Raw genomic sequence first — 22,496 nt, 5'->3', positions numbered from 1 at the left:
CTTATCTCTTATCTCTTATCTCTTATCTCTTATCTCTTATCTCTTATCTCTTATCTCTTATCTCTTATCTCTTATCTCTAAAATCAGCCATTTGTTTAATGCTTAGCATAGGGAAGAAATATAGATTATCAGGAATAGATATATGTTAGATTGAAGAATCTTTAGATAAAGAAATTTTATATTTCACGGAATTGTTAATGAACGTTCGACTGTGTTATGCCAGCCAACGAAACGAAAAAAATGAAGACTTACTGCAAGATTTACGTGATATCTTGACAGAAGCTCGAGATTTCAATGATTTGAATCAAATTTGTGGTGTGCTCTATTATGCTGATAATGCTTTCTTTCAATGCTTAGAAGGAGAACAAGAGTTAGTAGAAAGATTATTTGAAAAGATTAAAAATGATCAAAGACACTACAATGTTAAATGGCTATGTACATATTCCATTGAGAAGAATTCTTTTCAGCGTTGGTCGATGAAATATGTACAGCGTAATACAAATATTGAATCTTTCTTTTTAAGTATGGGAGAAACTAGTTTTAATCCCATTCGCCTTGATGAGCAGAATTTAAAAAATTTCTTAAATGAATTATTGATTGCTGATCAAACCAAGATGAATACGGTTAAGAAAGTAGGAATGGTTAAGCGTGGGGTGAACCCTTTCTAGCTGTTTGGCTATCACAAATATGGAGGGTCTTGAGTTTAGGAATGATTTTAGTCATAACAAGATAGACAATAATTGAACTTGCGAGCATTGATATCACTTCTAAACTTTGGCTAATAACAAACATTGCCCAGTAAAAAAAGCTAAATAAGGCGAGACATAGTCCGCTACCTTTGAAATACCAAGTAATAAATATTCCAAAAAGTGCAGAAGAGAGCAGAAGGTTGGTTATTTCGTTCATTCCTAGGTAGTTAAAGAAAATAATCAGTAAGCATAAAGCTAACATTGATAGTAAATATACAAATATATTTTTTGCAATAAACATTTTCTATATCCTATCTGATGACTAAAAGTTATCTTTCCTCTGTTTCCAGAGGAAAGATAGTACATATTAATTTTTTGAGATTCTTTTTCTATTATTAGGAGTTTTTATATTAATAAAGATAATGTTACCGATTCTCCAGATCTCTTCATTAATATTCAGCTTTCTATTTAATAGTAAAGAGTGCTTATATGTACTGAAATTAATTATAGGAAAAACAATTGCTTGTGTTGTAGGTTTTGGCTTACATGATTGTGAGAAATTACCTACGTTTGTTTAAAAAATAGGCAAAATTTACAGAATAATATTTAATATAAATTTATATTTAACAATGGCTTATTTGGTTTTATTGTTAGGTTGATTTTTACATAAATAACAAAAAGTAACATGTGTTTTAGGAGGCATCTTTCTCAAAATAAAAAATATTAGGTCATTAAATGAGTATTCAGTAAAAAAGTTATTTTATGAAATTATAAGAGTACGTAGTTTTTAATATAGAAAATTAATAATAAAAATTTATATGACCTAATTTATACATTAAAAAGTAGATAGGGGTGGCAACCATACAGAGATGAGTAGTGTTAGTGCCATCATTTTATTAAAAATGTTCATATGCTTTGTTTGTGAAAATAATCGATTACTTAGCCTACCCGCTAAGGCCCACATGTATAGGCAAGGAATAGCTATAACTAAAAAAATGAAGGATAAAATTGAGACATTCACCCAGATATCTTGCCCTTGTTTTGTGTAGACACTAATCACTGCAAAAGCCATCATCCACGTTTTAGGATTAATTGCTTGCATAAAAAAGCCAGCCTTAAAACCTATAGGAGTCTGGTGTTTATCTTGTTCTAAATGAGTAGCGGGGTGATAGCTATATAATTTCCAAGCCAATGAGGTGAGCCAGATTAAACCAATGAATGTCATTATTTTTTGAATAATTGGGTAAGCCAGAAGGGTTGAACCTAGCCCAATGCCAACGATGAGCACAAGTAAGGCTGCACCAATACAAGAGCCTAAAATGATAGGAATAGTTTTAGAAATTTTATAACGGCTACTTAAGCTTAAAATTATAAAATTAGTTGGGCCGGGAGTAATTGAGGCAACAATAGCAAATAATGAAAATGCAGTGAGGTTTTCCATCTTGTCTAGTTGAGTTAATAGGGAGAGATAAGATGAAATAATTAAGATTTTTAATCTTGAAGATTTGTGCAGATTTTTCTATAGGCAGCAGGTGTTAAACCATAGCAGCGCTTAAACCAGCGACTTAAATGACTTTGGTCAGCAAAGCATAAATCTGAAGCAACTTGTGCGGGAGATATGCTTCTGGCGAGTAAATCACGCGCTCGAGTAAGCCTGAGTTGAATGAGATATTGATGAGGTGCTAAGTGAAAAGTTGCTTTAAAAATGCGGTGAATATGGTATCGGTCTAGGCCTATCATGCAAGCGATGTCTTCAAGTCCGATATCTTCAAATAGATGATCATGCAAAATATCTCGAATTTGGTATGCGATTCGAGGCGTGTGAGTAGAAGATGATTGGTGAGCTTTTTTTAACCATTTCCCTTGTGAGATATACTGAATAAGTAGGTCTAGACTGTTATCTTTCACAATATTCATTTCTTTATAGTGCAAATGCCGAAATGCTTGAGAAGTAATAATAGCGAGCTGTTCATCTGACTTTAATGGTGCATCAATCACTAACTCGTAGTGATCAGGGCTATTATGAAATAAACCTTGGATACGTTGTTTCAACCAGTCTGGATGTAGGTAGAGCATTTGATAGGTAAAGCCATCAGACGCAGGAGCATGTCCATCATGGATTTCTTCTGGTTCAAGCATAAAGACTTGCCCCGCATGACTATTGATTTGCTTTTTACGACAGTGAAATTGTTGAATGCCGGATTCAGTTACACCAATTAAATAGCTCGAATGCCAGTGGGGATCATAAGCATGACCAGTAAAATGGGCACGGATTGTTTCAATACCTGTATTGGTATCTTTTGAAATATCCACCCAGTTACCCATAACAATCCACCCATAAATTTTTAAGTTTAGCCCTTAGAACGGTACAAAAGAGGTGAGTGTAGTTCTAGAAGATTTGTGCAAAATCTTTAAGAAAATTGAGCAATTTTTTTGAACTCAATGCAATTTTATCTATGGATAAAATTTGCCAAGCAGGACACCACACCAAATATCAAAGCACTCAGGCCAATAACTTGAAAGAAAGTTGATAAACTTGCATCAAAATATAGAACAGCGATACTTCCGAGAACAGCTGCAATAATCATTCTGATGGTACCAGCTAAGATAGGACCTAATAATCGTTTTGAACCTTGGCCTGCAAAATAAAGTGCCATACCTATACCTATTGCTCCGTAAAAAGGCGCAACATGCTGCAAGTAATTCGTTCCAGTCTGAAGAACAGATGGATCATGACTGAAAAAACCAAGCCAAATGGAAGGAAAAATACTAAAGAAAAGCCCTATTGCACCAGTGATAAGAAATGTAATAAAAACCCCGATCCATGTGATATGGCGTGCTCTTTGAAATTGTCCAGCTCCATAATTAATACCTACCATGGTCATGATTGCTGAGCCGATACCGAACATAAGCGGAACTTGCACGTAGTCTAGTCGGGAAGCAATACCGTACCCCGCGATTGCATCAGAACCAAATTGACCAACTAAGGTTGTTACGATGACAACAGTTAAATTGAGTTGAATTATTCCAATAGCGGATAGTGAACCAATACCAAGAATATCTTTGAAGAACTGAAAATTGATAGGTGTAATCGATAATTTGATAATGCTATGTGTTGTTCGCATATGTCTAATTAAGTATATGATGGCAAAAATATAATAACTTAAGACAGCGAGCCCAGCTCCAGCGACGCCAAATGCAGGAATGAATCCCCAACCAAAAATGAAAATAGGTGATAGGGGTAAAAGTAGTACCCCGCCTAGAAGTGTTATGCGAGCTGGAGTTTTTGTATCACCTGCACCGCGTAATGCGGCTGAGAGTAGGGCTACAGCCCATATAAGGGGGGAACCTATAAAAATAATATTGGAATATTTAAGGGCTGCATCTAAAGCTAAGCCAGTAACGCCCATTAAGTGATATATCATCTGGGCTGAGGTGAGCATAACAATGCTAAAAATTCCTCCCAAAATGCCGGCAAGAATTACACCATGCCAGACAAGGGATTGGGCATCTTCTGATCGACCTGCTCCAGAAGCCCGAGCAATTGCTGAAGCAAGCCCTCCACCAAATCCACCATTCGCTAGCATTTGCATGAGCATAAGAATTGGGAACACTACGGCTACGCCAGCTATTACATCAGTTCCTAAAGAGCTAACAAAATATGTTTCTAGTAATCCAATCAGGGTTTGTACAAGTAGAACGGCTATGGTGGGTAACGCCAGTTTTAGCATTACTTGGGGAATTGGTCCGTTTAAGATCGCATGATTTAAATCATGTGTATTTAACGGCTGGCGTACTGATTGTTCCCGCATAATAATTCTCGCTTTATAAACTGCTACAGCAGTAAGGACTGAATCAGTTTGTACCTGTACTTTTCTCTCCATGAATTGCAAAGCATTAGCTCATATTGGTAAGACAACGAGAGTTTTAGACAACATATTTCCCCAATGTTTTGAATAATTATTAATAGTGACTATATTACTGTGTGGTCACTATTTGTCAATAATAAATAGGCCGAGTTAAACTGTCATTTTCAAAAAAAGGTCAAATAAAAAATATGAATTGGGAAAAGAGTAGTTATCTTCTCCCGACGGGAGGACCAGAAGATCATGGGGTAAGAGATCAAATCCTAAGTGCTGCTACAGAGCACTTCAGTCGCTATGATTATAAGAAAACTACAGTTTCTAGTTTTGAAAAATCAATAGATTTTTCTGAGCTGATTTATATAATGTAATTAATTTATTATTTTTAATCAGTAATTTATTTTGAAATAAGAAGACAAAAAATTATTACAAGAAATGATGCAAAAATGATGTGGCTTTGTTTATTTTAAAAGAAAGAATTGAGTTTCTAAAGCTGTCAAAGCGATTTTCCTAGTGATCAACTTATTTATATCCATTATTTTGCAATAGAGAATTAATCATCAATACGAATGTACTAAGGCTACTTTTTTGATCTTATATTAAGAAATTTATCGCCTTAATCGGTTTGTGACTTATGATTGATTTGGTTATTTTTAAATAGTTTCTTAAAAATTTTACAAGACGTTGGTTCTAATATGCTTTAGTGCCTTATCCCATATACTGCAATATTTTAATTCCATTATTTTCGTTAAGTTGTGCTGATAATACTAAACAATACACAAATGACCCATGAGCTTTCACTGATAAGTTATAAGTAGGATAGGAGAGTCTTAAATACATAAATCTAAATATTTCTAAGGCCAAGAATTAAAGCAATTAATAAACAGGACAAAAGCGTGAAAGAACAAAGAATAAATTTAATAGACTGAGACCTGTACGTTACAGAACTCAGTCTAAAAAGCCGTTAAATCAAGCCAACTAACTTTTGAGCTCAGGTCATCTAAATGTTTTTTTAATATCAATCATTAGAACTTATAGCCCATTTTTAATCCATATGCGATAGCATAATTATCTTTAAACTCTGCAACATAATTTGGTGTATTAAATTGCGCACTAGTTTGTAACTTGGCATCACCTAACCAGAAATATTTTACCCCACCTGAAATAAACGTTTGTGGTGTTGGGCTGAATTGAGCACCTAAGCCAAGATTCCAATATCCTTCTGTCGGCCCTAATGCAGTCACAAGGTTACCTGCCCCAGAATCCCAACCTACAGAAATATTTCCTGTCCATTGGTCATTTAATTTACGGCCTATGCCAATATTTGCTGACCATTGGTCATCACTATAGGCAGCTAGATCAAATCCATTTGGTTTGCCAACAGAGGGCCCTGCGACTTCTGAAGCTACGCCGAATGCATAAGGGCGGATAGTGAAATCTTTCCAGTTCACCCAGCGCACATTTGCAAATGCAACTGTATTCGCCATGATACCTGTTTGAAAATCTAGATTAACAGATTGAGGCGTAGTAATTTTTGTTTGCTCCAAGCCATTATTCATATTAATAAAAGTGCCAATATTTTGCCCTAATGTTGCAATGGAGCTCTCATTGATTGTCATTTCATGATCAATTTCAGAGCGATAAGTAACAGATGCTTTTAATGCAATTTCTGGAATTTGATATGCAACGCCAGCCAGCCAGCCGACGCCGCCAGTTTCTTTAATGTTGAGATTATATCCACCAAAGCTGTTATTCCCACCAAATGCTAAGCCACGAAATTGAGCATCACCTTCAATTGTTTGGTAAACGGGACCTGCATAAAAATTAAAATTTTCAGTTGGTTGGTAGCCAAGCAACATTGAAATACTTTGGGTTTTTACTTCAACTTTCAGTGACTCTGTACCATTGTGAAATAGTCCTAAGCCACCTGCAGCAGCTGATGCTGGGTCAGAGAGCGAGTAAGTAACATCTGCGCCAAATGGTCGGTCATAAATTAGGCCAAAAGAGAAGTTGTCTGTTACTTGTAGTTTTAGCGCAGCGCTAGGGAAGTAATAATCATCCCCCATGTCACTAATATTTGTATTTTGTAAACCAATCACGCTTGGTGGAGTTGCATTTGGTGAATATTCATTACGCACTTTACCTGAAACGTTTGGATCTAATACTGAAATACCTGCTTCAAAGTAATTACCTGGTTGCAAGAATGCAGAGATAGACTGACCTGAACGATCTAGAGATGCAGCAAATGCCCCCGTCATTGGTAAAGTTACTAAAATAATTGCTGTAGTTAATGTTTTTAATTTCATTTTACGTCTTTCCTTGAGGTGAAAATGTTTATGAGACATTTTGTGTTTATGTTTCCTAGAGAATTCGATTAACCGAAAATATTACTGTTGTAGGTATGAAGCTCATCCATTATTTAAGTTCCAACTCTGATCATCATTTAGTATGAGCACTAGCAATCAATAAGATGTGCAAACTCTAGCTAACTCTTGTTTAGGGCTATGAGTTAGCTAGCGAGGATTAGGTTGCAAAAAAAATCGAATAAATAGTTAGCCTGATGTGACTAAACCCCCATCACGGCGGCCATGATAGATTGATGTAACCAACGTGGAGTTGCCCAAGTCAGGATGGTAATTGCTTTATTGCCAAACCCTGGCACCACACTCATACGGCCTGCTTGAAGTGCTCGGATTCCCGCTTGAACCACGGGCTTGGGCTGCATCATGACCATTTTTAAGGCTGGCGTTAGCTTTTGTTTAGCTCCTGCTACAAATCCCGTATCTGACAGGCCTGGGCATAGTGCTGTAACGACGACGCCATCCTTTTTTAATTCTCGATGGAGTGCATCAGAAAACCTTAGTACATATGCTTTAGCAGCGGAGTACACGGCAAAATTCTTAACGCCTTGATAAGAAAGCATACTGGCGACCATCAATATGCTTCCTTTTTTTCTGGCGCGCATGTCTTCGCCGAACAGGCGTGTCATTGCGGTCAAGCTGCGGATGTCCAGATCGATCATTGCTAATGAATGATCAAGAGCCTCATCCAAGAATGGACCTTGCAATCCATGGCCTGCGTTGTTAATCAAAACGTCAACCACAATATCTCTTTCGCGTAGACGCTTATGTAACGCAGTAACTGCAGGAATAGAGGAAAGATCCACTTGTTCCACAATGACCTCGATATTGAAGTTCTGGCGTAACTCAGTAGCAAGGTTTTCAAGCTTATTTAGGGTGCGCGCTACTAGGATTAGTGATCTGCCTTGCTCAGCGTACTGCTTAGCGAACTCGACACCAAAACCGCTTGATGCACCAGTCACAAGGACCCAAGAATTATTTTTTTCTGTCATCTCACTTACTCCGGTTTGCTATAACAATTTAAATTACTTTGCATTACTCTTCCTCATTTTGTGCTTTTCAATCTGGATGATTAAATTTTAAAAATCTTGAGGTTGCCAGCCGCCACCTAGTGATTTATAAACTGCTACAGCTGCAAGGGCTGAATCAGTTTGTGCTTGAAGTTTTCTATCTGAAAATTGCAAAGCACTTGAATCTGCTTGTAATACTTCTATTCGACTGTTAATCCCTTTCTGGTATGCAATTAAAGCGATTTTCTGTGCATGCTTTAATGCATTTTCTCCATCTTGGAGAGCCATTAACTGTTCTTGTCGTTTAGACAAAGTTGATAATGAGTTTTCTACATCTTCAGCTGCATGCAAAACGGCTAATTGGTAGGCTGCAAGCTTTTCGGCTTCTTGTCCCTTAGCTAAGCGAATTTCTGCATTAATTCGACCAAAATCAAATAAGCGCCAACGTAAGCCTAATAAGCCAGCCGCCTGATTGGCACCACTTGAAAATAAGTTTCCACTTGCTGTGGTTGCACTACCTATCAAACCGCCTAAAGACACCTTTGGGTAATATTCTGCAATCGCACTGCCAATGCGGGCATTTGAAGCTGCCAGTTGTCTTTCAGCCATGATGAGATCTGGTCGTCTACGTAAAAGATCGCGAGGTGTTCCAGTTTCTGTAATCTGAGGAATAACGGGAATTGGTTTTATTTCTGCTAGTTCTGCTCGGTGAGTTCCTGGTACGGTTCCAAGCAGGACGTCGAGTGCATTCATGGCAATGTCTAGATTCATTCCAAGTGCGGGAACTACGGCTTGAACTTGAGCAACATTCGCTTTAGCTTGTTTGACCTGAAATTCGGAAGCTAATCCTTTGCTATATAAAAGATTAATGGTAGAAAGAAGTTTTTGTTGCGTTTGTAATTGTTGTTGGGCAATGTCTAATCGAGATTGTAAGCCGCGAATATTAATATAGATATTTGCAGTTTGAGCTGCGACCATTAAACGAACTGCTGAGGCTCCTGCGTTTGAAGACTGATAATTTGCAAGAGCAGCTTCACGATCTCTTCGAAGACCTCCAAAAATATCTAACTCCCAAGTTGCGCTTAGGTTTGCCTCATAAGAACTACCATGTCGGTCAAAATTAGGCATTGAATTTAAAACTTGCCCCAGTGGAGTTTCAACGGATTGGTAAGCTTTAGCTGCTTGCGCGTCAACAGTACCTATTGGGCGTAAAGAAGCATTGACTGCCGATAAGCCTGCTTGAGCTTGAGTCACACGGGTATATGCTTGGGTCAGATCCAGATTTTGTTTTAACGCTAAGGTGACATATCGAGTAAGTTGAGGGTCATTAAAACTTTTCCACCATACTTCAATATCTGCTTTGGTTTCGTCACTTGGTGAGTTTAAGGGAGCGCCAAGATAGTGCTCGGGTAGAGATATACTAGGACGTTTATAATTAGGACCTACGGTACAAGCAGCAAGAATGCTGGTGAGTATTGGTAGGAGAACGATAGATCTAGATAACATATTTTCCCCGAGGCGAGATTTTGAACAATGGTTTAATTGTGACTATAATACAATTTAGTCACTTGTTGTCAATATCAGGGGCCAAGAGTTAAACTACTACTTTCACACAAAGGTTTAAATTGAAAATATGAGTAAAGAAAAAAGTAGTTATCCTGTTTCAAAGCGAGGACCGGAAGATCATGAGGTAAGGGACCAAATCGTGGTTGCTGCTACAGAGCATTTCAGCCGCTATGGTTATGAGAAAACTACAGTTTCTGATCTTGCAAAATCTATAGGCTTTTCTAAAGCTTATATTTATAAATTTTTTGAATCTAAACAGGCAATTGGCGAGATGATATGTGCCAATTGCTTGCGTGAAATTGAAGATGAAGTTAATGCTGCCATTCAAGAAGCTGAATATCCTGCTGAAAAATTGAGAGTACTTTTTAAAGTAATTGTGGAAGGGAGCCTTCGTTTATTTTCTCAAGATCGTAAGCTCTATGAAATTGCAGTTTCTGCAGCCTCTGAGAAATGGGATGCTACAGTTGCTTATGAAAATCGAATTCTTAAAGTACTACAAAATATTATTCAAGAAGGTCGTCAAACTGGTGATTTTGAAAGAAAAACACCAATTGATGAAGCAGTTAAGGCTATTTATTTAGTTATGAGACCTTATCTACATCCATTACTTTTACAACATAGCATTTCATATAACGCTGATGCTCCAGTGTTGCTTTCTAGTCTTGTATTGAGAAGTTTATCGCCATAATAAGTTTGTGACTATTGACTAAATTGGTCACTTGATTAAAAATGAGTCTCCTGATTAATTTCTTCAAGGGGGGGACTCTAATATGCGTTATCGTCGCCTTATTCCATTTGCTGCAATATATTTATTTCCTTTTTTCTTGCTAGGTTGTGCTGAAAATACACAATCTGACCCCCGTACTTCAGCCCCATTAGTACGAGTCGCAACTGTGCAAGAAGAAATCACTTCTGACTCAAGAGCATTTACAGGCACGATAGGCGCACGGGTAGAAAGTGATCTTGGTTTTCGTGTCTCTGGCAAAGTAATTAAACGGTTTGTTGAAGCCGGTCAGACGGTAAAACGCGGACAGTTACTGATGCGTATTGATCCGGTTGATTTGGAACTTGCTGCCAAAGCTCAGCAAGAAGCTGTAGGCGCAGCCAAAGCACGTGCTGAACAGGCAGAAAAAGATGAAGCTCGATATCGTGATTTGCGTGGAAGTGGGGCTATATCTGCTTCCGCCTATGATCAGATTAAGGCAGCAGCAGATACGGCGAGAGCACAGCTAAGTTCAACGCAAGCTCAAGCTAAAGTTGCATTAAATGCCAGTCACTATGCCGACTTAACAGCCGATGGTGATGGCACAATTATGGAAACACTGGTTGAACCGGGGCAAGTCGTAAGCGCGGGTCAAACAGTAATTCGTTTAGCTCATTCTGGTCAAAGAGAAGCAGTTATTCAGCTTCCCGAGACTTTACGCCCTGCGATAGGAGCTATTGGTCAAGCCACTCTCTTTGGTAAAGAAAATATAAGTGTCCCAGCTAAGCTTAGACAGTTATCAGATACAGCAGATCAGCTCACTCGTACTTTTGAAGCACGTTTTGTATTAGACGGAGATTTGGCAAACGCTCCTTTAGGTTCAACCGTCACTGTACGTATTGGAGCTCAAAATCAGAGTTCACAACATTTTTTACAAGTACCGGTTGGTTCACTACTTGATAAAGGAAAAGGAGCTGGTGTCTGGGTAATTAATAGAAAAACCCAGAAAGTAACGTGGCGTTCTGTTGTTGTAAAACAGATTGATGATGAATATGCATATGTAACTGGCAATATTCAGCGTGGAGATCAAATTGTTGCTCTAGGTGCACATTTACTTCGAGAAGGCGAGTTAGTCCGTATTGCATCAAAGGCAAATAATCCTTCAATTGGAAATGAAGGAGGACACTCATGAGTGAGAAAGGTTTTAACCTGTCAGCTCTTGCTGTTCGTGAACGGGGTATCACTCTATTCCTGATTTTTCTAATTTCAATTGCAGGTATTGTTGCATTTTTTAAGTTAGGTCGAGCTGAAGACCCAGCCTTTACAGTTAAGGTCATGACCATTGTGACTGCTTGGCCCGGTGCAACTGCCCAAGAAATGCAAGATCAAGTTGCTGAAAAAATCGAAAAACGGATGCAGGAGCTACGTTGGTACGATCGAACAGAAACCTATACAAGGCCTGGGCTAGCTTTTACGACACTAACCTTACTTGATAGCACACCTCCATCTCAAGTTCAGGAGGAGTTTTATCAAGCAAGGAAGAAAGCAAATGATGAAATGAGCAATTTACCTTCAGGGGTAATTGGGCCACTTGTTAATGATGAATATGCGGATGTAACCTTTACTTTATATGCTTTGAAGGCAAAAAATGAAGCACAAAGATTGCTGGTGCGTGATGCAGAAACAATTAGACAGCAGCTACTTCATGTCCCTGGGGTAAAAAAGGTCAATATTATTGGCGAGCAACCTGAACGTATCTATATTGAATTTTCACATGAGCGCTTGGCAACACTAGGCGTAAATCCACAAGATGTGTTTGCTGCACTTAATAATCAGAATGTGCTTACTCCAGCTGGTTCTATTGAGACCAAAGGTCCTCAAGTTTTTGTCAGATTGGATGGTGCTTTTGATAAGTTACAAAAAATTCGTGACACGCCTATAACTGCTCAAGGTCGCACCTTGAAATTATCAGATATTGCGACTGTTAAACGTGGTTATGAAGATCCTGCAACATTCCTTATTCGTAATGATGGAGAACCTGCCTTATTGCTAGGTATAGTCATGCGTGAAGGGTGGAATGGATTAGATCTTGGTAAAGCATTAGAGAACGAAGTTGGCTCAATCAATGAAGATTTACCCCTTGGTATCAGCTTAAATAAGGTGACCGATCAAGCGGTAAATATTAGCTCGTCGGTAAATGAGTTCATGATTAAGTTCTTTGCAGCATTACTTGTAGTGATGTTTGTAAGCTTTATCAGCATGGGATGGCGAGTTGGACTTGTTGTTGCTATGGCTGTACCGCTCACATTAGCTATTGTTTTTGTGGCGATGTTGGCAACGGGCAAAAACTTTGACCGAATTACACTGGGTTCTCTTATTCTTGCCTTAGGACTCTTGGTAGATGATGCCATTATTGCCATTGAAATGATGGTCGTCAAAATGGAGGAGGGCTTTAGTCGAATAGCTGCATCTGCTTATGCATGGAGCCATACCGCAGCACCTATGCTTTCTGGAACATTAGTCACCGCTGTTGGATTTATGCCAAATGGCTTTGCCCGATCTACGGCCGGTGAATATACCAGCAATATGTTTTGGATTGTTGGCATAGCCCTTATTGCTTCATGGATTGTGGCAGTAGTTTTTACACCTTATTTAGGTGTGAAGATGTTACCTGATTTTAAAAAAGTCGAAGGTGGACATCATGCAATTTATGACACACCACGATATAACCGTTTCCGTCAAATTCTTGAACGTGTGATTGCGCGTAAATGGCTTGTTGCTGGTAGTGTTATCGGATTATTTGTTTTGGCAATAGGTGGAATGACATTGGTGAAAAAACAATTTTTTCCAATTTCTGACCGACCTGAAGTACTTGTTGAAGTACAAATGCCTTACGGTACATCGATTACGCAAACTAGCGCTGCTACAGCCAAAGTTGAAGCTTGGTTATCTAAGCAAAATGAAGCAAAGATTGTGACATCGTATATTGGCCAAGGCGCCCCTCGGTTTTATTTATCCATGGGACCTGAGTTACCAGACCCATCCTTTGCCAAGATTGTGATACGAACTGACAACCAAGAAGAACGAGAAGCCTTAAAACATCGCTTAAGACAAGCGGTTTCGAATGGTCTTGCTTCTGAGGCGCAGGTGCGTGTTACACAACTGGTCTTTGGACCATATTCACCCTATCCAGTGGCTTACCGTGTTACAGGGCCAGATCCAGAAAAATTGCGTGTAATTGCAGCTCAAGTTCAGCATGTTATGAATGCTAGCCCAATGATGAGAACTGTAAATACCGATTGGGGAACTCGTACACCAGCCCTTCATTTCACATTACAGCAAGATCGTCTACAAGCAGTTGGTCTTACCTCGGCTTCAGTGGCACAGCAACTACAGTTTTTGTTAACAGGTATTCCGATAACATCTGTGCGCGAAGATATTCGTACAGTACAAGTTGTTGCTCGTTCTGCGGGTGATATAAGACTGGATCCTGCAAAAATTGGTGATTTCACACTCACTGGGGCAAATGGACAACGTATTCCTCTGTCACAAATTGGCAAGATTGAAGTGCGGATGGAAGAGCCTGTTATACGCCGTCGAGATCGCGTACCAACAATAACCGTTCGTGGAGATATTGCTGAAGGATTGCAACCACCAGATGTATCTACAGCAATTACCAAACAGCTTCAGTCAGTTATAAAAAATCTACCGAAGGGCTATCGCATCGTTGAAGCAGGTTCTATTGAAGAGTCAGGTAAAGCCACCAAAGCTATGCTTCCTATTTTCCCGATCATGTTGGCAATGACTTTGCTCATTATCATTCTTCAGGTGAGATCTATAGCTGCAATGATTATGGTGTTTCTCACCAGCCCGTTGGGATTAATCGGTGTGGTACCGACGCTTCTATTATTCCAGCAGCCTTTTGGTATCAATGCCTTGGTTGGGTTGATTGCATTGTCTGGAATTTTAATGCGAAACACACTCATCTTGATTGGTCAAATTCAGCAAAACAAGCAAGCTGGACTCGACCCGTTGGATGCTGTTGTGGAGGCGACAGTACAACGTGCCAGACCCGTCATATTAACGGCCTTGGCTGCTATTTTGGCTTTTATTCCTCTGACTCATTCGGTGTTTTGGGGAACGCTAGCTTACACATTGATTGGTGGAACACTGGCTGGAACCATTTTAACTTTGGTTTTCTTGCCGGCTATGTATTCAATCTGGTTCAAAATCAGAGTCAAACCTACAGCTTAATCATCAGATTCTTAAGTTTAAAAATTATTCGGAGTTCATATGTCAAACTCACAAGTAGTGGTAATTACTGGTGTCTCGTCTGGTATTGGGCAAGTTACGGCAGAAAAATTTGCTAAAAAAGGCCATAAAGTATTTGGAACTGTCAGAAATAAAGTAAAAGCCCAACCTATAGAAGGGGTTGAGCTCATTGAAATGGATGTGTCTGATGAGGACTCTGTCCAACTTGGGATTCATTCTATTATTGATAAGGCTGGGCGTATTGATATCTTAATTAATAATGCTGGAGCAAGTCTGATCGGGGCAGTAGAAGAGACCTCTATAAAAGAAGCTGAATTTTTATTTAATACGAATGTATTTAGTATTCTCCATACGATACAAGCGGTATTGCCATATATGCGAATACAGCATTATGGAAGAATCATAAATATTAGCTCGGTATTGGGTTTTCTTCCTTCACCGTATATGGGGCTATACTCAGCAACTAAACATGCGGTTGAAGGATTATCCGAATCTCTAGATCACGAGCTTCGTCAATTTGGGATTCGCGTGACATTGGTGCAACCTTCTTTCACTAAAACCAATCTAGATAAAAACGCACCTGTAGTAAGTTCTAAAATTCCTGAATACGATCAAGAACGTAACCTAGCTACACAGGCCGTATTAAATCAGATTGATCGTGCGCCTCAGCCCGATGGCGTTGCTGATACCATTGTTAAAGCGTCACTGAATGATTGGGAAATGCGTCGTACTCCATCGGGGCAGGCATCTTTATTGAGTAAGTTACGTCGATTTATGCCAAGTGGGCCTGTTGATAAAAGCATTAGAAAGACTTTTGGTTTGAAATAAATCATTTATTGTTTTTAGAACATAAAACCTAAGTATAAATTTTATGCTTAGGTTTTTTATTTTTACTCATAGCTGATTTTTATAAATATTATTTAAAGAATTTAATTGTTAGACGATACTTTTTATCTTTAGACGTACTGAATAAATCTATGTATATAAAGTTTTTTAGACAAGTTACAGCTGAGTTACTGAAGAATTAAAAACTTATTAGTCGTAAAGTTTTGAATAAATAATGATTTTTTAAGAGGGCAGATTAATGCTTTTCGATTCATGATTCCATAAATTAAATATACATATTCTTGTGATGAACCAACTAATGCAAAAAGTTGATCTTGCTGATCAATACCAATAAGGATTTCATTGGTTAACTTTAACATATCAAAAGGTGAAGCATTTTTCTTGGCCTCAACAGATATATTGAATTTTTCAAAAGTTTTCTTGATATCAAGTAATGAATAATAGAAATTTTGCTGATTTCGGAGAGCTTGCAGATAAACAGCAATACGTTCTATATCTATTGGTTTATTGTGTTTTGCAGCAACTGCTGAAGCAAGAATAAAAGAAATGTTTGAAGTATTTGAGTCTATTGAGCCCACTTTAAGTTTAGAAATAGAACTTTGGATATTATCAGGTATATGTTTGACGGAAGCTGAGCACATATTTATTGACCTATAGACTGTGGTAGCTTGGGATGTATTCAGCCCTGCTAATAGTGGTATGAAAACCATGAGTTGTTTTAATTTAAGCGTCATATAAAAGCTTGTATGCAATTTTTACTTAGCAAAACTTTAAGTTCCCGTAGCAGTTTTTGATGCCTATCTGTCCAGAGTCAATAGGATTAATAATTAACTCTCTACCAACTAATCCTCCTAATGCCTCGCCAAGTCCTACATCAATCCGCTGTTGTGTTTCGATATCCGTGAGTAAAACTTTAGGTAAGGAAAGCCACCATCCTGGTTGAGCGGCAACAGTATTGTCGAAAGTTCCTGTACTTATTTTTTGCCACTGGATAGCTTGTTTTTGTAAGGATAGTGATGTGTCACTAGTAGGAATTGTTCCTGTTGCATCCTGAGCGAGTAAAATTTCATGGAAACCAGACAGAGGATAATCTTTTAATGTGGCATTACTTAGGGTTAAACCTAAAGGTAGATCTAAGAGACCTAATAGTTTTAGTGGACCAGTTTTAGCGACTACATTATCCAGCGTTGCTGTTGTAGAGCGGTTAAGAATAAGCGGTTTGTTATAATCATTAATATGTGCTTCTGTAGAGATTAATCCATTTTCAATCACTACATTCTTCAGAACAGTATTCGTAAGTGTTAAATTCAAATCACCAGATAAAGAGTTAATTCCTCCTGTGTCATCAGCTAATGTTGTTAAATCTGTATTTGATCCCAATCCAAGTTTGCCTAATATGCCTAATGCCCCAAGGCGAAAACCAACAATTTCTCGAGTAGAAGCACTGTCCGGCGATTTGATAGCAAACTCGATAAAAGGATTAGTAATAACGGCATCTGATCCTGCATAGCTACCATTTACGGGGAGGACACCTGCTAAACTAATATTTTCAATATCAATGTCACAACCCACTCCTTTAGTCCCACCGCAACCTAACTGTAAACTTTTAATATTTGCATTTAACTCTACTTGTGCTTCCATTCCGAGACGATAAAAACCTACATCTGTATTTGGATTACCATTTTGATTAGCTGCAATATTGGTTAGATTAAATAATGCTTGACCAGTTACACGAGCTAAACTTTTATCATCTAAAAGATTGAGTTCGGCGTTTACAAGTGAACTGACCAACATCAATGGTATTGTAAATAAGAAAGCCTGTTTTATACTTCTAAAATTGTTCATATCAGTTCCTTTGCTTAAAGATGATTTGGCTCAAAGGAAAGTTTGCATTTCTTTATAAGCTCAATACTCTTTTGTTTTCATAGGCCTAGTGTTTTTAATGTCCTTTCCTAGGCAATATGGATATTTATAAGCAGCTCTATTGAACGGGAATTATGATTCGCTCTTTTGTGTGAATTAAACAACAATAAAGCATAATGTGTTCAGTGCGCACATTATGCTTATAATATGTGCGCGGTGTCAACATGCCTTCGATACAATCTCAAAAGTCAAATTATCATCATGGAAATGTGCGTGAAGAATTATTAGATGCAGGATTAGTTCATTTAAAAAATAGTGATGCCGAGAGCCTTAGTTTTCGAGAAATGGCGAGACAAATTGGGGTAAGCGGAAATGCGGTATATCGACATTTTGAAAGTAAAGATAGCTTTTTGGCAGCATTGGCAGCAAAAGGATTTCAGCATTTACAAGAAGAACAAAATCAGGCAATACAAAGTGCTGAGTCTCAACTTCAGGCGTTAAAAATATTTGGTTTAACCTATATAAATTTTGCAAAAAATAATCGAAATCTCTTTGCTCTGATGTTTAATCCTGATTTACAGAAAAATGAAGCACTCGAACTAAAAGAGGCTGTGGACAGTACATATACTCGATTGCAAAGGTTAACGGCTTCAATATTAGGTGTGAGCGAAAATGATGCTCAAGTTGAAGTATTAGCGATGTTATGTTGCAGCCTTGTGCATGGCCTATCTCATCTTTTATTGGAAGGACGTTTGGCTGAATCAGAGGCAAAAGCAAATGATTTAGTTTTATTAATTATGAATTATGCTACGGGTTTGCTTGCTGGAGCTAGCGCGGATAAGCGTTAAAATATTAAATACAAATCTAAATTTATTTTTGCCACCTAAAATTTCGGGGAGAGATGCCTTTCCAACGTTTAAAGGCTCTGGAAAATGCTGAAACTTCGGAATAACCCAATTGAATGGCAACTTCTTCAACTGTTAAATTGGTTGTTTTTAGTAAGTCTTCAGCTAAGTCTTTACGAATGTCATCTATAAGCTGTTCATAGGTAACTCCTTCAATTGCGAGATGACGTTGTAATGTTCTGAGGTTGACCTGAAGATGGGATGCGATTTCATCAATTCTGGGCATTTGTGAGGGTTGTTGGAGTAAAATATTTCTGACCTTTTGGCTATAGCTGCCTAGAGAACTTCTTCGCGTCCAAAGTTGTTGGCATTCTTCTTCATATCGTGCACGAATAAATGGATCTGCTTGAGGTAATGGTAAATCAAGCAAACTGCTTTCAAAGATAATACAGCTACGTGGTTGATTAAATTGAATTGGATATCCCGTTAATTCGGGAAATTTATCGGCATACACAGGTGCAGGTAAAGCAATATTAATGCTCATTACAGGAAATTGTATAGGTAAGACATCTCGTTGAATTGATATAACAGTTATAAGATCTCTTTCAACCAGAAAACACGCTAAGTCATCAGGTAATTGACTATGATCAAAAATCAGTAATGTATATATATCTTCCTGAATAACTTCTAAATTGCAAAAAATGGAACTAAGTTGAAAGTATCGCATAGCAAAATGCAAAGCTTCTTTCATTGTCTGACTACTGAGAATGGCAAAACCCCATGCACCAAATGTGGTTGTATGGTGCCTTAGACCTGCTTCTATACTCAGGGGAAGAGTAGGATCTAGTAGTTTAAGTAAATTTCGAATAACTAAAAATTCTTGTTCTGCTTTTACCTCAAAGTTAGGTTGCGATAAATCATTCAAAGAAATATGCGTATTTTCTATACAACTTTCAGGCGTTAAACCATGTTGTTGACCTATCATAAGCAATATGCGAATAGCACTGATACTGCGAGGAAAATCCCAATATAATTGTATAGACATGCTTTATGTGTCATGAAATGTCAAGTTTGGTAGTATAAAGTCATTCTGCTAATGTTCAAAACTTTATATCTTTTCGGATAGGATCAAATCCGATAGGGATATATAAAATGCTAAATAATAAAGACGGCAAGCACGAAAGTTTAACGGCAGCTTTAAGAGCTTTATATGATCAAACTAAAGCAAAAGTTGGTGATGCGGACCTAGCACATATCAGAAATGTTGCCGCTTACTCTCAAGCTATCAAAGCGCGTAGTAATGAGTTGATCCAACAAGGTGGAAAACGTAATGCCATAATGCGTGGCGCGATATTAGGTGCATTGCATACATTACTTGAGTTTTCTGAACTTGGTCATAACATCATGCATGGTAGTTATGATCATTTGCCAAATGCAGGGTCTTTCCATTCTGAACGTTGGGTTTGGAATTTTATGGTGGATCCTTATGAATGGCGTGTGATGCATCATCAAAATCACCATCCTTTTACTAATATCGTTGGCGTAGATCATGATTTGGGATATTCCTTTTTACGTATTAAGCCAGGTCAGCCATGGTATGGTCACCATACTTTGCAACTTCCACTGTTGTGGGTTTTATTATTAACGACACCTAATCTTGTATTTTCTTTATTTACTGGAGCATCAGCCGCTAAAACAGAAGGGCGTAAAGTACTTAGTCGAACCACCATTGAACAAACCTTAAAACTAACAAAAAAATATATTGGCCAGCATTTTTGGAAAGATCCTCTTTCGGTTTCTCCTCATCGGATATTGCCGACATTTTTTGGTAATTATCTGAGTACAGTTTTGGGCTATGATTTGACTGTTGCCGTCTTATTTCTGGAACACCATTCACCCAATGTTGAGTTATTTAGTGACCCGGGATTGAGTGAAACAGAAGAAGAATATTTTCGCCGTCAAATTTTAGCAACAAGTAATTTTACGCCTTATGCCCAACTTGATAATTATTTTAAAACATTGTTGGAAGAGGAAGTTAAATTCGATAATCCACCTGCATTTGATGTGTTTTATGGTGGATTGGACACGCACTTAGAGCATCATTTATTTCCAGACTTACCATGTAATCGTCAAAGAGAAATCCAGCCCTTTGTTAAAGAAATCTGTTTGCAGCATGGCTTACCTTACAATGTTATGTCTCTTGAAGATGTTGTGCCAGATATGATGGTCAATGTACTCAAATTGGCGAGTCCTGTAGGCGAGCAAGAAAGAGGAAATTTTTTTAAAATACTAAAAAGTCCTAAGGAGTTATTACGTCGAGTCGTATATGGAGCCCAATATAAACTGCCAGATAATATGACGTATTTAAATAAGCCTCGTTTTTATAATGTACCTGTTAAGGTCCTTGCTGTTTTTCCGCAAGCAGGAAATCAGGCATTAATGATACGTTTTGAAAAACCTCAAGGATGGGAGGGCGTAACTTGGGAAGCAGGTGCATTTATTTCTGTACGGGTGGAAGTCGAAGATGAAAGTCTGGTTCGACAATATAGTTTGTTAAGAGACAGTCACGAGGCTGATAATTGTTTAGAAATTGCCGTCAAACGTGTAGAGGGCGGACGTGTTTCAAATTATATCAATGATCATATTAAGAAAAATTCACATATGATTTTGGTAGGAGTACCGCAGGCCTCTCCCGATTTTATAATGAAAGAAGTACCTAAACAGATCGTTTTCCTTGCGGGTGGTGTTGGTATTACGCCAATTTTGAGTATGTTACGTAAGGCACGACGTGAAGCTCCACAGAGTCAAGTTAGGTTACTTTATTTTAACCGTAATGAGAGATCTATTATTTTTGAACATGAATTACGTGAAGTTGCCAACTTATCTGGTTTTGATGTGCATTTTATATGTAATGAAATAGACCCTAATTATCCAATTTCAGGGCAAATGTATCAGGCGAAACTAAGTGCTGAATTAATATCTAAAGTTGTTCCCGATATAACAGCACATGAAGTGTATGTTTGTGCTCCACCAGGATTTATTACTACCTCAAAATCTATGTTACTGGATTTAGGGTTACCTGAAATACAATTTCATACAGAGAGTTTTACCCCTCCGGTAGTAGAGCACCCAACTGATGGTAAAGATCATGTTATCCACTTTGCACGGAGTGGTATTGAGATTGTGGTTGATGGGGGAACAACGCTATTAGAAGCTGCCCGTTTGGCTGGCGTTAATATTCCATCGGGGTGTGAAAGAGGGTTATGCCGTGCTTGTGTCTGTAATAAGCTACAAGGTTTTACTACTTTAGATCAATATAAGGCACAACCAGATTTACGAATTACCACCTGCAACAGTTTGCCTCGTTCGGATAAGTTGGTACTGGATATCTAACATATTTGAGTCAGGATCTTTAAGTTGCATAGGTAAAGGCGTTATTAGGTTTGGCTTAATTAACCTGAACGCTCAACTAACCAATTACTTATTTCAGACCAGACTGAAGTAGGGGCTTGGCTTCCTGAAACGACACCCATGTGTCCACCCGGCACGACTTTAAACGTTTTAGCTTGGCTGCTAATTAACTCCATGAGTGGCATAACATTTCTACGCTGACTGTAATCTAGTTATTCACATATAGTCCCAGCCAAGCTATCCAGAGTAATCAAATGCTTATCCGCTCGTGTGGTCGTTGCCTCTGTGTGCAGCGATGAACATAGTGACAGCAGATCGGCAATAGGATTCGATTTCGTTATCGTCATTTGCTCTCGCTTCATCGAAGCGTGCGGACATCAAGAGATCAGATCCTTTGAAAAGCGCGGCAAACAATCGAGCAGACTGAAGAGGATTAGGCACGTTCAGAACCTTCCTTGCGTGCAAACGACGTAGTAGGGCCTCGATTTGGGCAATGACATGGACAGGTCCAGCTTCGTAATGGAGCTTACTTAACGACTTTTGGTTCGTTTTGTCTGCCATGATCATGGCCTCGACATTACGAACATCTGGGCTCAACAGTGTACGAAGTAGGGATGATCCGGCTGCAATGAGTTGTTCTTCGGCAGAACCTTCAAGGCCTTCAAAAAGGTCCTGTGGTGCAAACTGTTGGCAGCGAGCCACCATAGCCGCACTGAACAGCGCTTCTTTATTCTCGAAGTGCCGATAGATGCTGAGTTTAGAGATCTTTGCCCGCTGGGCTACTTTGTCCAATGTCGCCGCTTGAAAACCCAATTCGACAAAGAGTTCGTACGCTGCTTCAACTATCGTTTGTCTAAGCGCCTGATTGACGGGCCTGCCGCGCTGACTCCGGTTTTTTTCAGTCACAATAATTACAGTCCTTGACAGTATCTTAATTTATGAATTAGGATACCATTAAGTATCCAAAATGTGCAAACCATTGGCTATGTTTTAACTATATCCTCCAAATCCGGATCATCCTGCAATATCTAATGCAGCATCATCCGGTTGGTTAACACAGTGATGGGT

At 38.5% G+C, this 22,496-nt stretch carries 18 protein-coding genes and 1 pseudogene; 7 read left to right on the top strand and 12 right to left on the bottom strand.

The genetic code is table 11. The features are described 5' to 3' along the window. Positions 1 to 197: 197 nt before the first annotated feature. Positions 198 to 668, top strand: coding sequence for an AnBLUF65 family BLUF photoreceptors (locus tag AC07M3_RS11690; protein ID WP_199989950.1), 471 nt, complete (start codon positions 198 to 200; stop codon positions 666 to 668). Here AC07M3_RS11690 and AC07M3_RS11685 read toward each other — a convergent pair. The 7 genes from AC07M3_RS11685 to AC07M3_RS11655 form a co-directional block, all read right to left on the bottom strand. Next, on the bottom strand, positions 643 to 990 hold the full coding sequence (locus AC07M3_RS11685; protein ID WP_494567374.1) for a hypothetical protein: 348 nt from the start codon (positions 988 to 990) through the stop codon (positions 643 to 645). The two genes, AC07M3_RS11690 and AC07M3_RS11685, sit on opposite strands and share 26 nt — an antisense overlap. Positions 991 to 1,524: 534 nt before the next feature. Continuing rightward, positions 1,525 to 2,130 (bottom strand): LysE family translocator, encoded by a 606-nt coding sequence (locus AC07M3_RS11680; protein ID WP_494567373.1) that lies wholly within the window; start codon positions 2,128 to 2,130, stop codon positions 1,525 to 1,527. 50 nt (positions 2,131 to 2,180) lie between these two features. Further along, positions 2,181 to 3,014, bottom strand: a complete 834-nt coding sequence (locus tag AC07M3_RS11675; RefSeq protein ID WP_494567372.1) for an AraC family ligand binding domain-containing protein — start codon at positions 3,012 to 3,014, stop codon at positions 2,181 to 2,183. Positions 3,015 to 3,139: 125 nt separating this feature from the next. Continuing rightward, entirely contained in the window at positions 3,140 to 4,501 is a 1,362-nt protein-coding gene (locus AC07M3_RS11670; protein ID WP_494567426.1) for an MATE family efflux transporter, read from the bottom strand. Positions 4,502 to 5,577: 1,076 nt separating this feature from the next. Next, complete coding sequence (locus AC07M3_RS11665; protein ID WP_494567371.1) at positions 5,578 to 6,858, bottom strand: OmpP1/FadL family transporter; 1,281 nt, start codon at positions 6,856 to 6,858, stop codon at positions 5,578 to 5,580. Between the two features lie 260 nt (positions 6,859 to 7,118). Then, complete coding sequence (locus AC07M3_RS11660) at positions 7,119 to 7,904, bottom strand: SDR family NAD(P)-dependent oxidoreductase (protein ID WP_494567370.1); 786 nt, start codon at positions 7,902 to 7,904, stop codon at positions 7,119 to 7,121. An 87-nt stretch (positions 7,905 to 7,991) separates the two neighbouring features. Next, a complete protein-coding gene (locus AC07M3_RS11655) occupies positions 7,992 to 9,428 on the bottom strand; it encodes an efflux transporter outer membrane subunit (protein WP_494567369.1) in 1,437 nt (478 codons plus the stop codon). 127 nt (positions 9,429 to 9,555) lie between these two features. On the opposite strand from AC07M3_RS11655, the gene AC07M3_RS11650 reads away from it, so the two are divergent. The 4 genes from AC07M3_RS11650 to AC07M3_RS11635 all read left to right on the top strand — a co-directional run bounded on the left by AC07M3_RS11650 (position 9,556) and on the right by AC07M3_RS11635 (position 15,291). Beyond that, entirely contained in the window at positions 9,556 to 10,176 is a 621-nt protein-coding gene (locus AC07M3_RS11650; protein ID WP_004643418.1) for a TetR/AcrR family transcriptional regulator, read from the top strand. An 82-nt stretch (positions 10,177 to 10,258) separates the two neighbouring features. After that, a complete protein-coding gene (locus AC07M3_RS11645) occupies positions 10,259 to 11,383 on the top strand; it encodes an efflux RND transporter periplasmic adaptor subunit (protein WP_494567368.1) in 1,125 nt (374 codons plus the stop codon). Beyond that, entirely contained in the window at positions 11,380 to 14,445 is a 3,066-nt protein-coding gene (locus tag AC07M3_RS11640) for an efflux RND transporter permease subunit (RefSeq protein ID WP_494567367.1), read from the top strand. Before AC07M3_RS11645 ends, AC07M3_RS11640 begins: the two co-directional genes overlap by 4 nt. 39 nt (positions 14,446 to 14,484) lie before the next feature. Further along, a complete protein-coding gene (locus tag AC07M3_RS11635) occupies positions 14,485 to 15,291 on the top strand; it encodes an oxidoreductase (RefSeq protein WP_494567366.1) in 807 nt (268 codons plus the stop codon). A gap of 185 nt (positions 15,292 to 15,476) precedes the next feature. Here the strand turns inward: AC07M3_RS11635 and AC07M3_RS11630 are convergent, their stop codons facing one another. Next, positions 15,477 to 15,950, bottom strand: a complete 474-nt coding sequence (locus AC07M3_RS11630) for a hypothetical protein (protein ID WP_494567425.1) — start codon at positions 15,948 to 15,950, stop codon at positions 15,477 to 15,479. A gap of 118 nt (positions 15,951 to 16,068) precedes the next feature. Continuing rightward, positions 16,069 to 17,154, bottom strand: coding sequence for a hypothetical protein (locus AC07M3_RS11625; protein WP_494567365.1), 1,086 nt, complete (start codon positions 17,152 to 17,154; stop codon positions 16,069 to 16,071). A 242-nt stretch (positions 17,155 to 17,396) separates the two neighbouring features. Between AC07M3_RS11625 and AC07M3_RS11620 the strand changes: the two genes are divergently transcribed. Then, on the top strand, positions 17,397 to 18,020 hold the full coding sequence (locus tag AC07M3_RS11620) for a TetR/AcrR family transcriptional regulator (protein WP_494567364.1): 624 nt from the start codon (positions 17,397 to 17,399) through the stop codon (positions 18,018 to 18,020). A gap of 22 nt (positions 18,021 to 18,042) precedes the next feature. On the opposite strand, the gene AC07M3_RS11615 is transcribed toward AC07M3_RS11620, so the two are convergent. Beyond that, the gene (locus tag AC07M3_RS11615; RefSeq protein WP_494567363.1) at positions 18,043 to 19,062 is read right to left on the bottom strand and encodes an AraC family transcriptional regulator; all 1,020 of its coding nucleotides are present in this window, start codon (positions 19,060 to 19,062) and stop codon (positions 18,043 to 18,045) included. A gap of 107 nt (positions 19,063 to 19,169) precedes the next feature. Between AC07M3_RS11615 and AC07M3_RS11610 the strand changes: the two genes are divergently transcribed. After that, positions 19,170 to 21,410 (top strand): fatty acid desaturase, encoded by a 2,241-nt coding sequence (locus AC07M3_RS11610; protein WP_494567362.1) that lies wholly within the window; start codon positions 19,170 to 19,172, stop codon positions 21,408 to 21,410. 59 nt (positions 21,411 to 21,469) lie between these two features. Here the strand turns inward: AC07M3_RS11610 and AC07M3_RS11605 are convergent. Both AC07M3_RS11605 and AC07M3_RS11600 read right to left on the bottom strand, forming a co-directional pair. Next, positions 21,470 to 21,616 (bottom strand): annotated as a pseudogene (locus AC07M3_RS11605) (alpha/beta fold hydrolase); the annotation flags it as partial. Between the two features lie 70 nt (positions 21,617 to 21,686). After that, positions 21,687 to 22,334, bottom strand: a complete 648-nt coding sequence (locus AC07M3_RS11600) for a TetR/AcrR family transcriptional regulator C-terminal domain-containing protein (protein WP_494567361.1) — start codon at positions 22,332 to 22,334, stop codon at positions 21,687 to 21,689. Positions 22,335 to 22,496: the final 162 nt, after the last annotated feature.

The organism is Acinetobacter sp. GW821-FHT09D10 (genome assembly GCF_059416285.1).
Note: the sequence above shows the minus strand (reverse complement) of the source record. Positions and strands in the feature narration are given on the sequence as shown.

Coding starts and splice junctions, on each gene's coding strand:
- AC07M3_RS11625 (WP_494567365.1), bottom strand. CDS start 17,154: ATGAACAATTTTAGAAGTATAAAACAGGCTTTCTTATTTACAATACCA.
- AC07M3_RS11635 (WP_494567366.1), top strand. CDS start 14,485: ATGTCAAACTCACAAGTAGTGGTAATTACTGGTGTCTCGTCTGGTATT.
- AC07M3_RS11670 (WP_494567426.1), bottom strand. CDS start 4,501: ATGCGGGAACAATCAGTACGCCAGCCGTTAAATACACATGATTTAAAT.
- AC07M3_RS11610 (WP_494567362.1), top strand. CDS start 19,170: ATGCTAAATAATAAAGACGGCAAGCACGAAAGTTTAACGGCAGCTTTA.
- AC07M3_RS11685 (WP_494567374.1), bottom strand. CDS start 990: ATGTTTATTGCAAAAAATATATTTGTATATTTACTATCAATGTTAGCT.
- AC07M3_RS11630 (WP_494567425.1), bottom strand. CDS start 15,950: ATGTGCTCAGCTTCCGTCAAACATATACCTGATAATATCCAAAGTTCT.
- AC07M3_RS11680 (WP_494567373.1), bottom strand. CDS start 2,130: ATGGAAAACCTCACTGCATTTTCATTATTTGCTATTGTTGCCTCAATT.
- AC07M3_RS11620 (WP_494567364.1), top strand. CDS start 17,397: ATGCCTTCGATACAATCTCAAAAGTCAAATTATCATCATGGAAATGTG.
- AC07M3_RS11665 (WP_494567371.1), bottom strand. CDS start 6,858: ATGAAATTAAAAACATTAACTACAGCAATTATTTTAGTAACTTTACCA.
- AC07M3_RS11640 (WP_494567367.1), top strand. CDS start 11,380: ATGAGTGAGAAAGGTTTTAACCTGTCAGCTCTTGCTGTTCGTGAACGG.
- AC07M3_RS11660 (WP_494567370.1), bottom strand. CDS start 7,904: ATGACAGAAAAAAATAATTCTTGGGTCCTTGTGACTGGTGCATCAAGC.
- AC07M3_RS11655 (WP_494567369.1), bottom strand. CDS start 9,428: ATGTTATCTAGATCTATCGTTCTCCTACCAATACTCACCAGCATTCTT.
- AC07M3_RS11690 (WP_199989950.1), top strand. CDS start 198: ATGAACGTTCGACTGTGTTATGCCAGCCAACGAAACGAAAAAAATGAA.
- AC07M3_RS11675 (WP_494567372.1), bottom strand. CDS start 3,014: ATGGGTAACTGGGTGGATATTTCAAAAGATACCAATACAGGTATTGAA.
- AC07M3_RS11615 (WP_494567363.1), bottom strand. CDS start 19,062: ATGTCTATACAATTATATTGGGATTTTCCTCGCAGTATCAGTGCTATT.
- AC07M3_RS11645 (WP_494567368.1), top strand. CDS start 10,259: ATGCGTTATCGTCGCCTTATTCCATTTGCTGCAATATATTTATTTCCT.
- AC07M3_RS11650 (WP_004643418.1), top strand. CDS start 9,556: ATGAGTAAAGAAAAAAGTAGTTATCCTGTTTCAAAGCGAGGACCGGAA.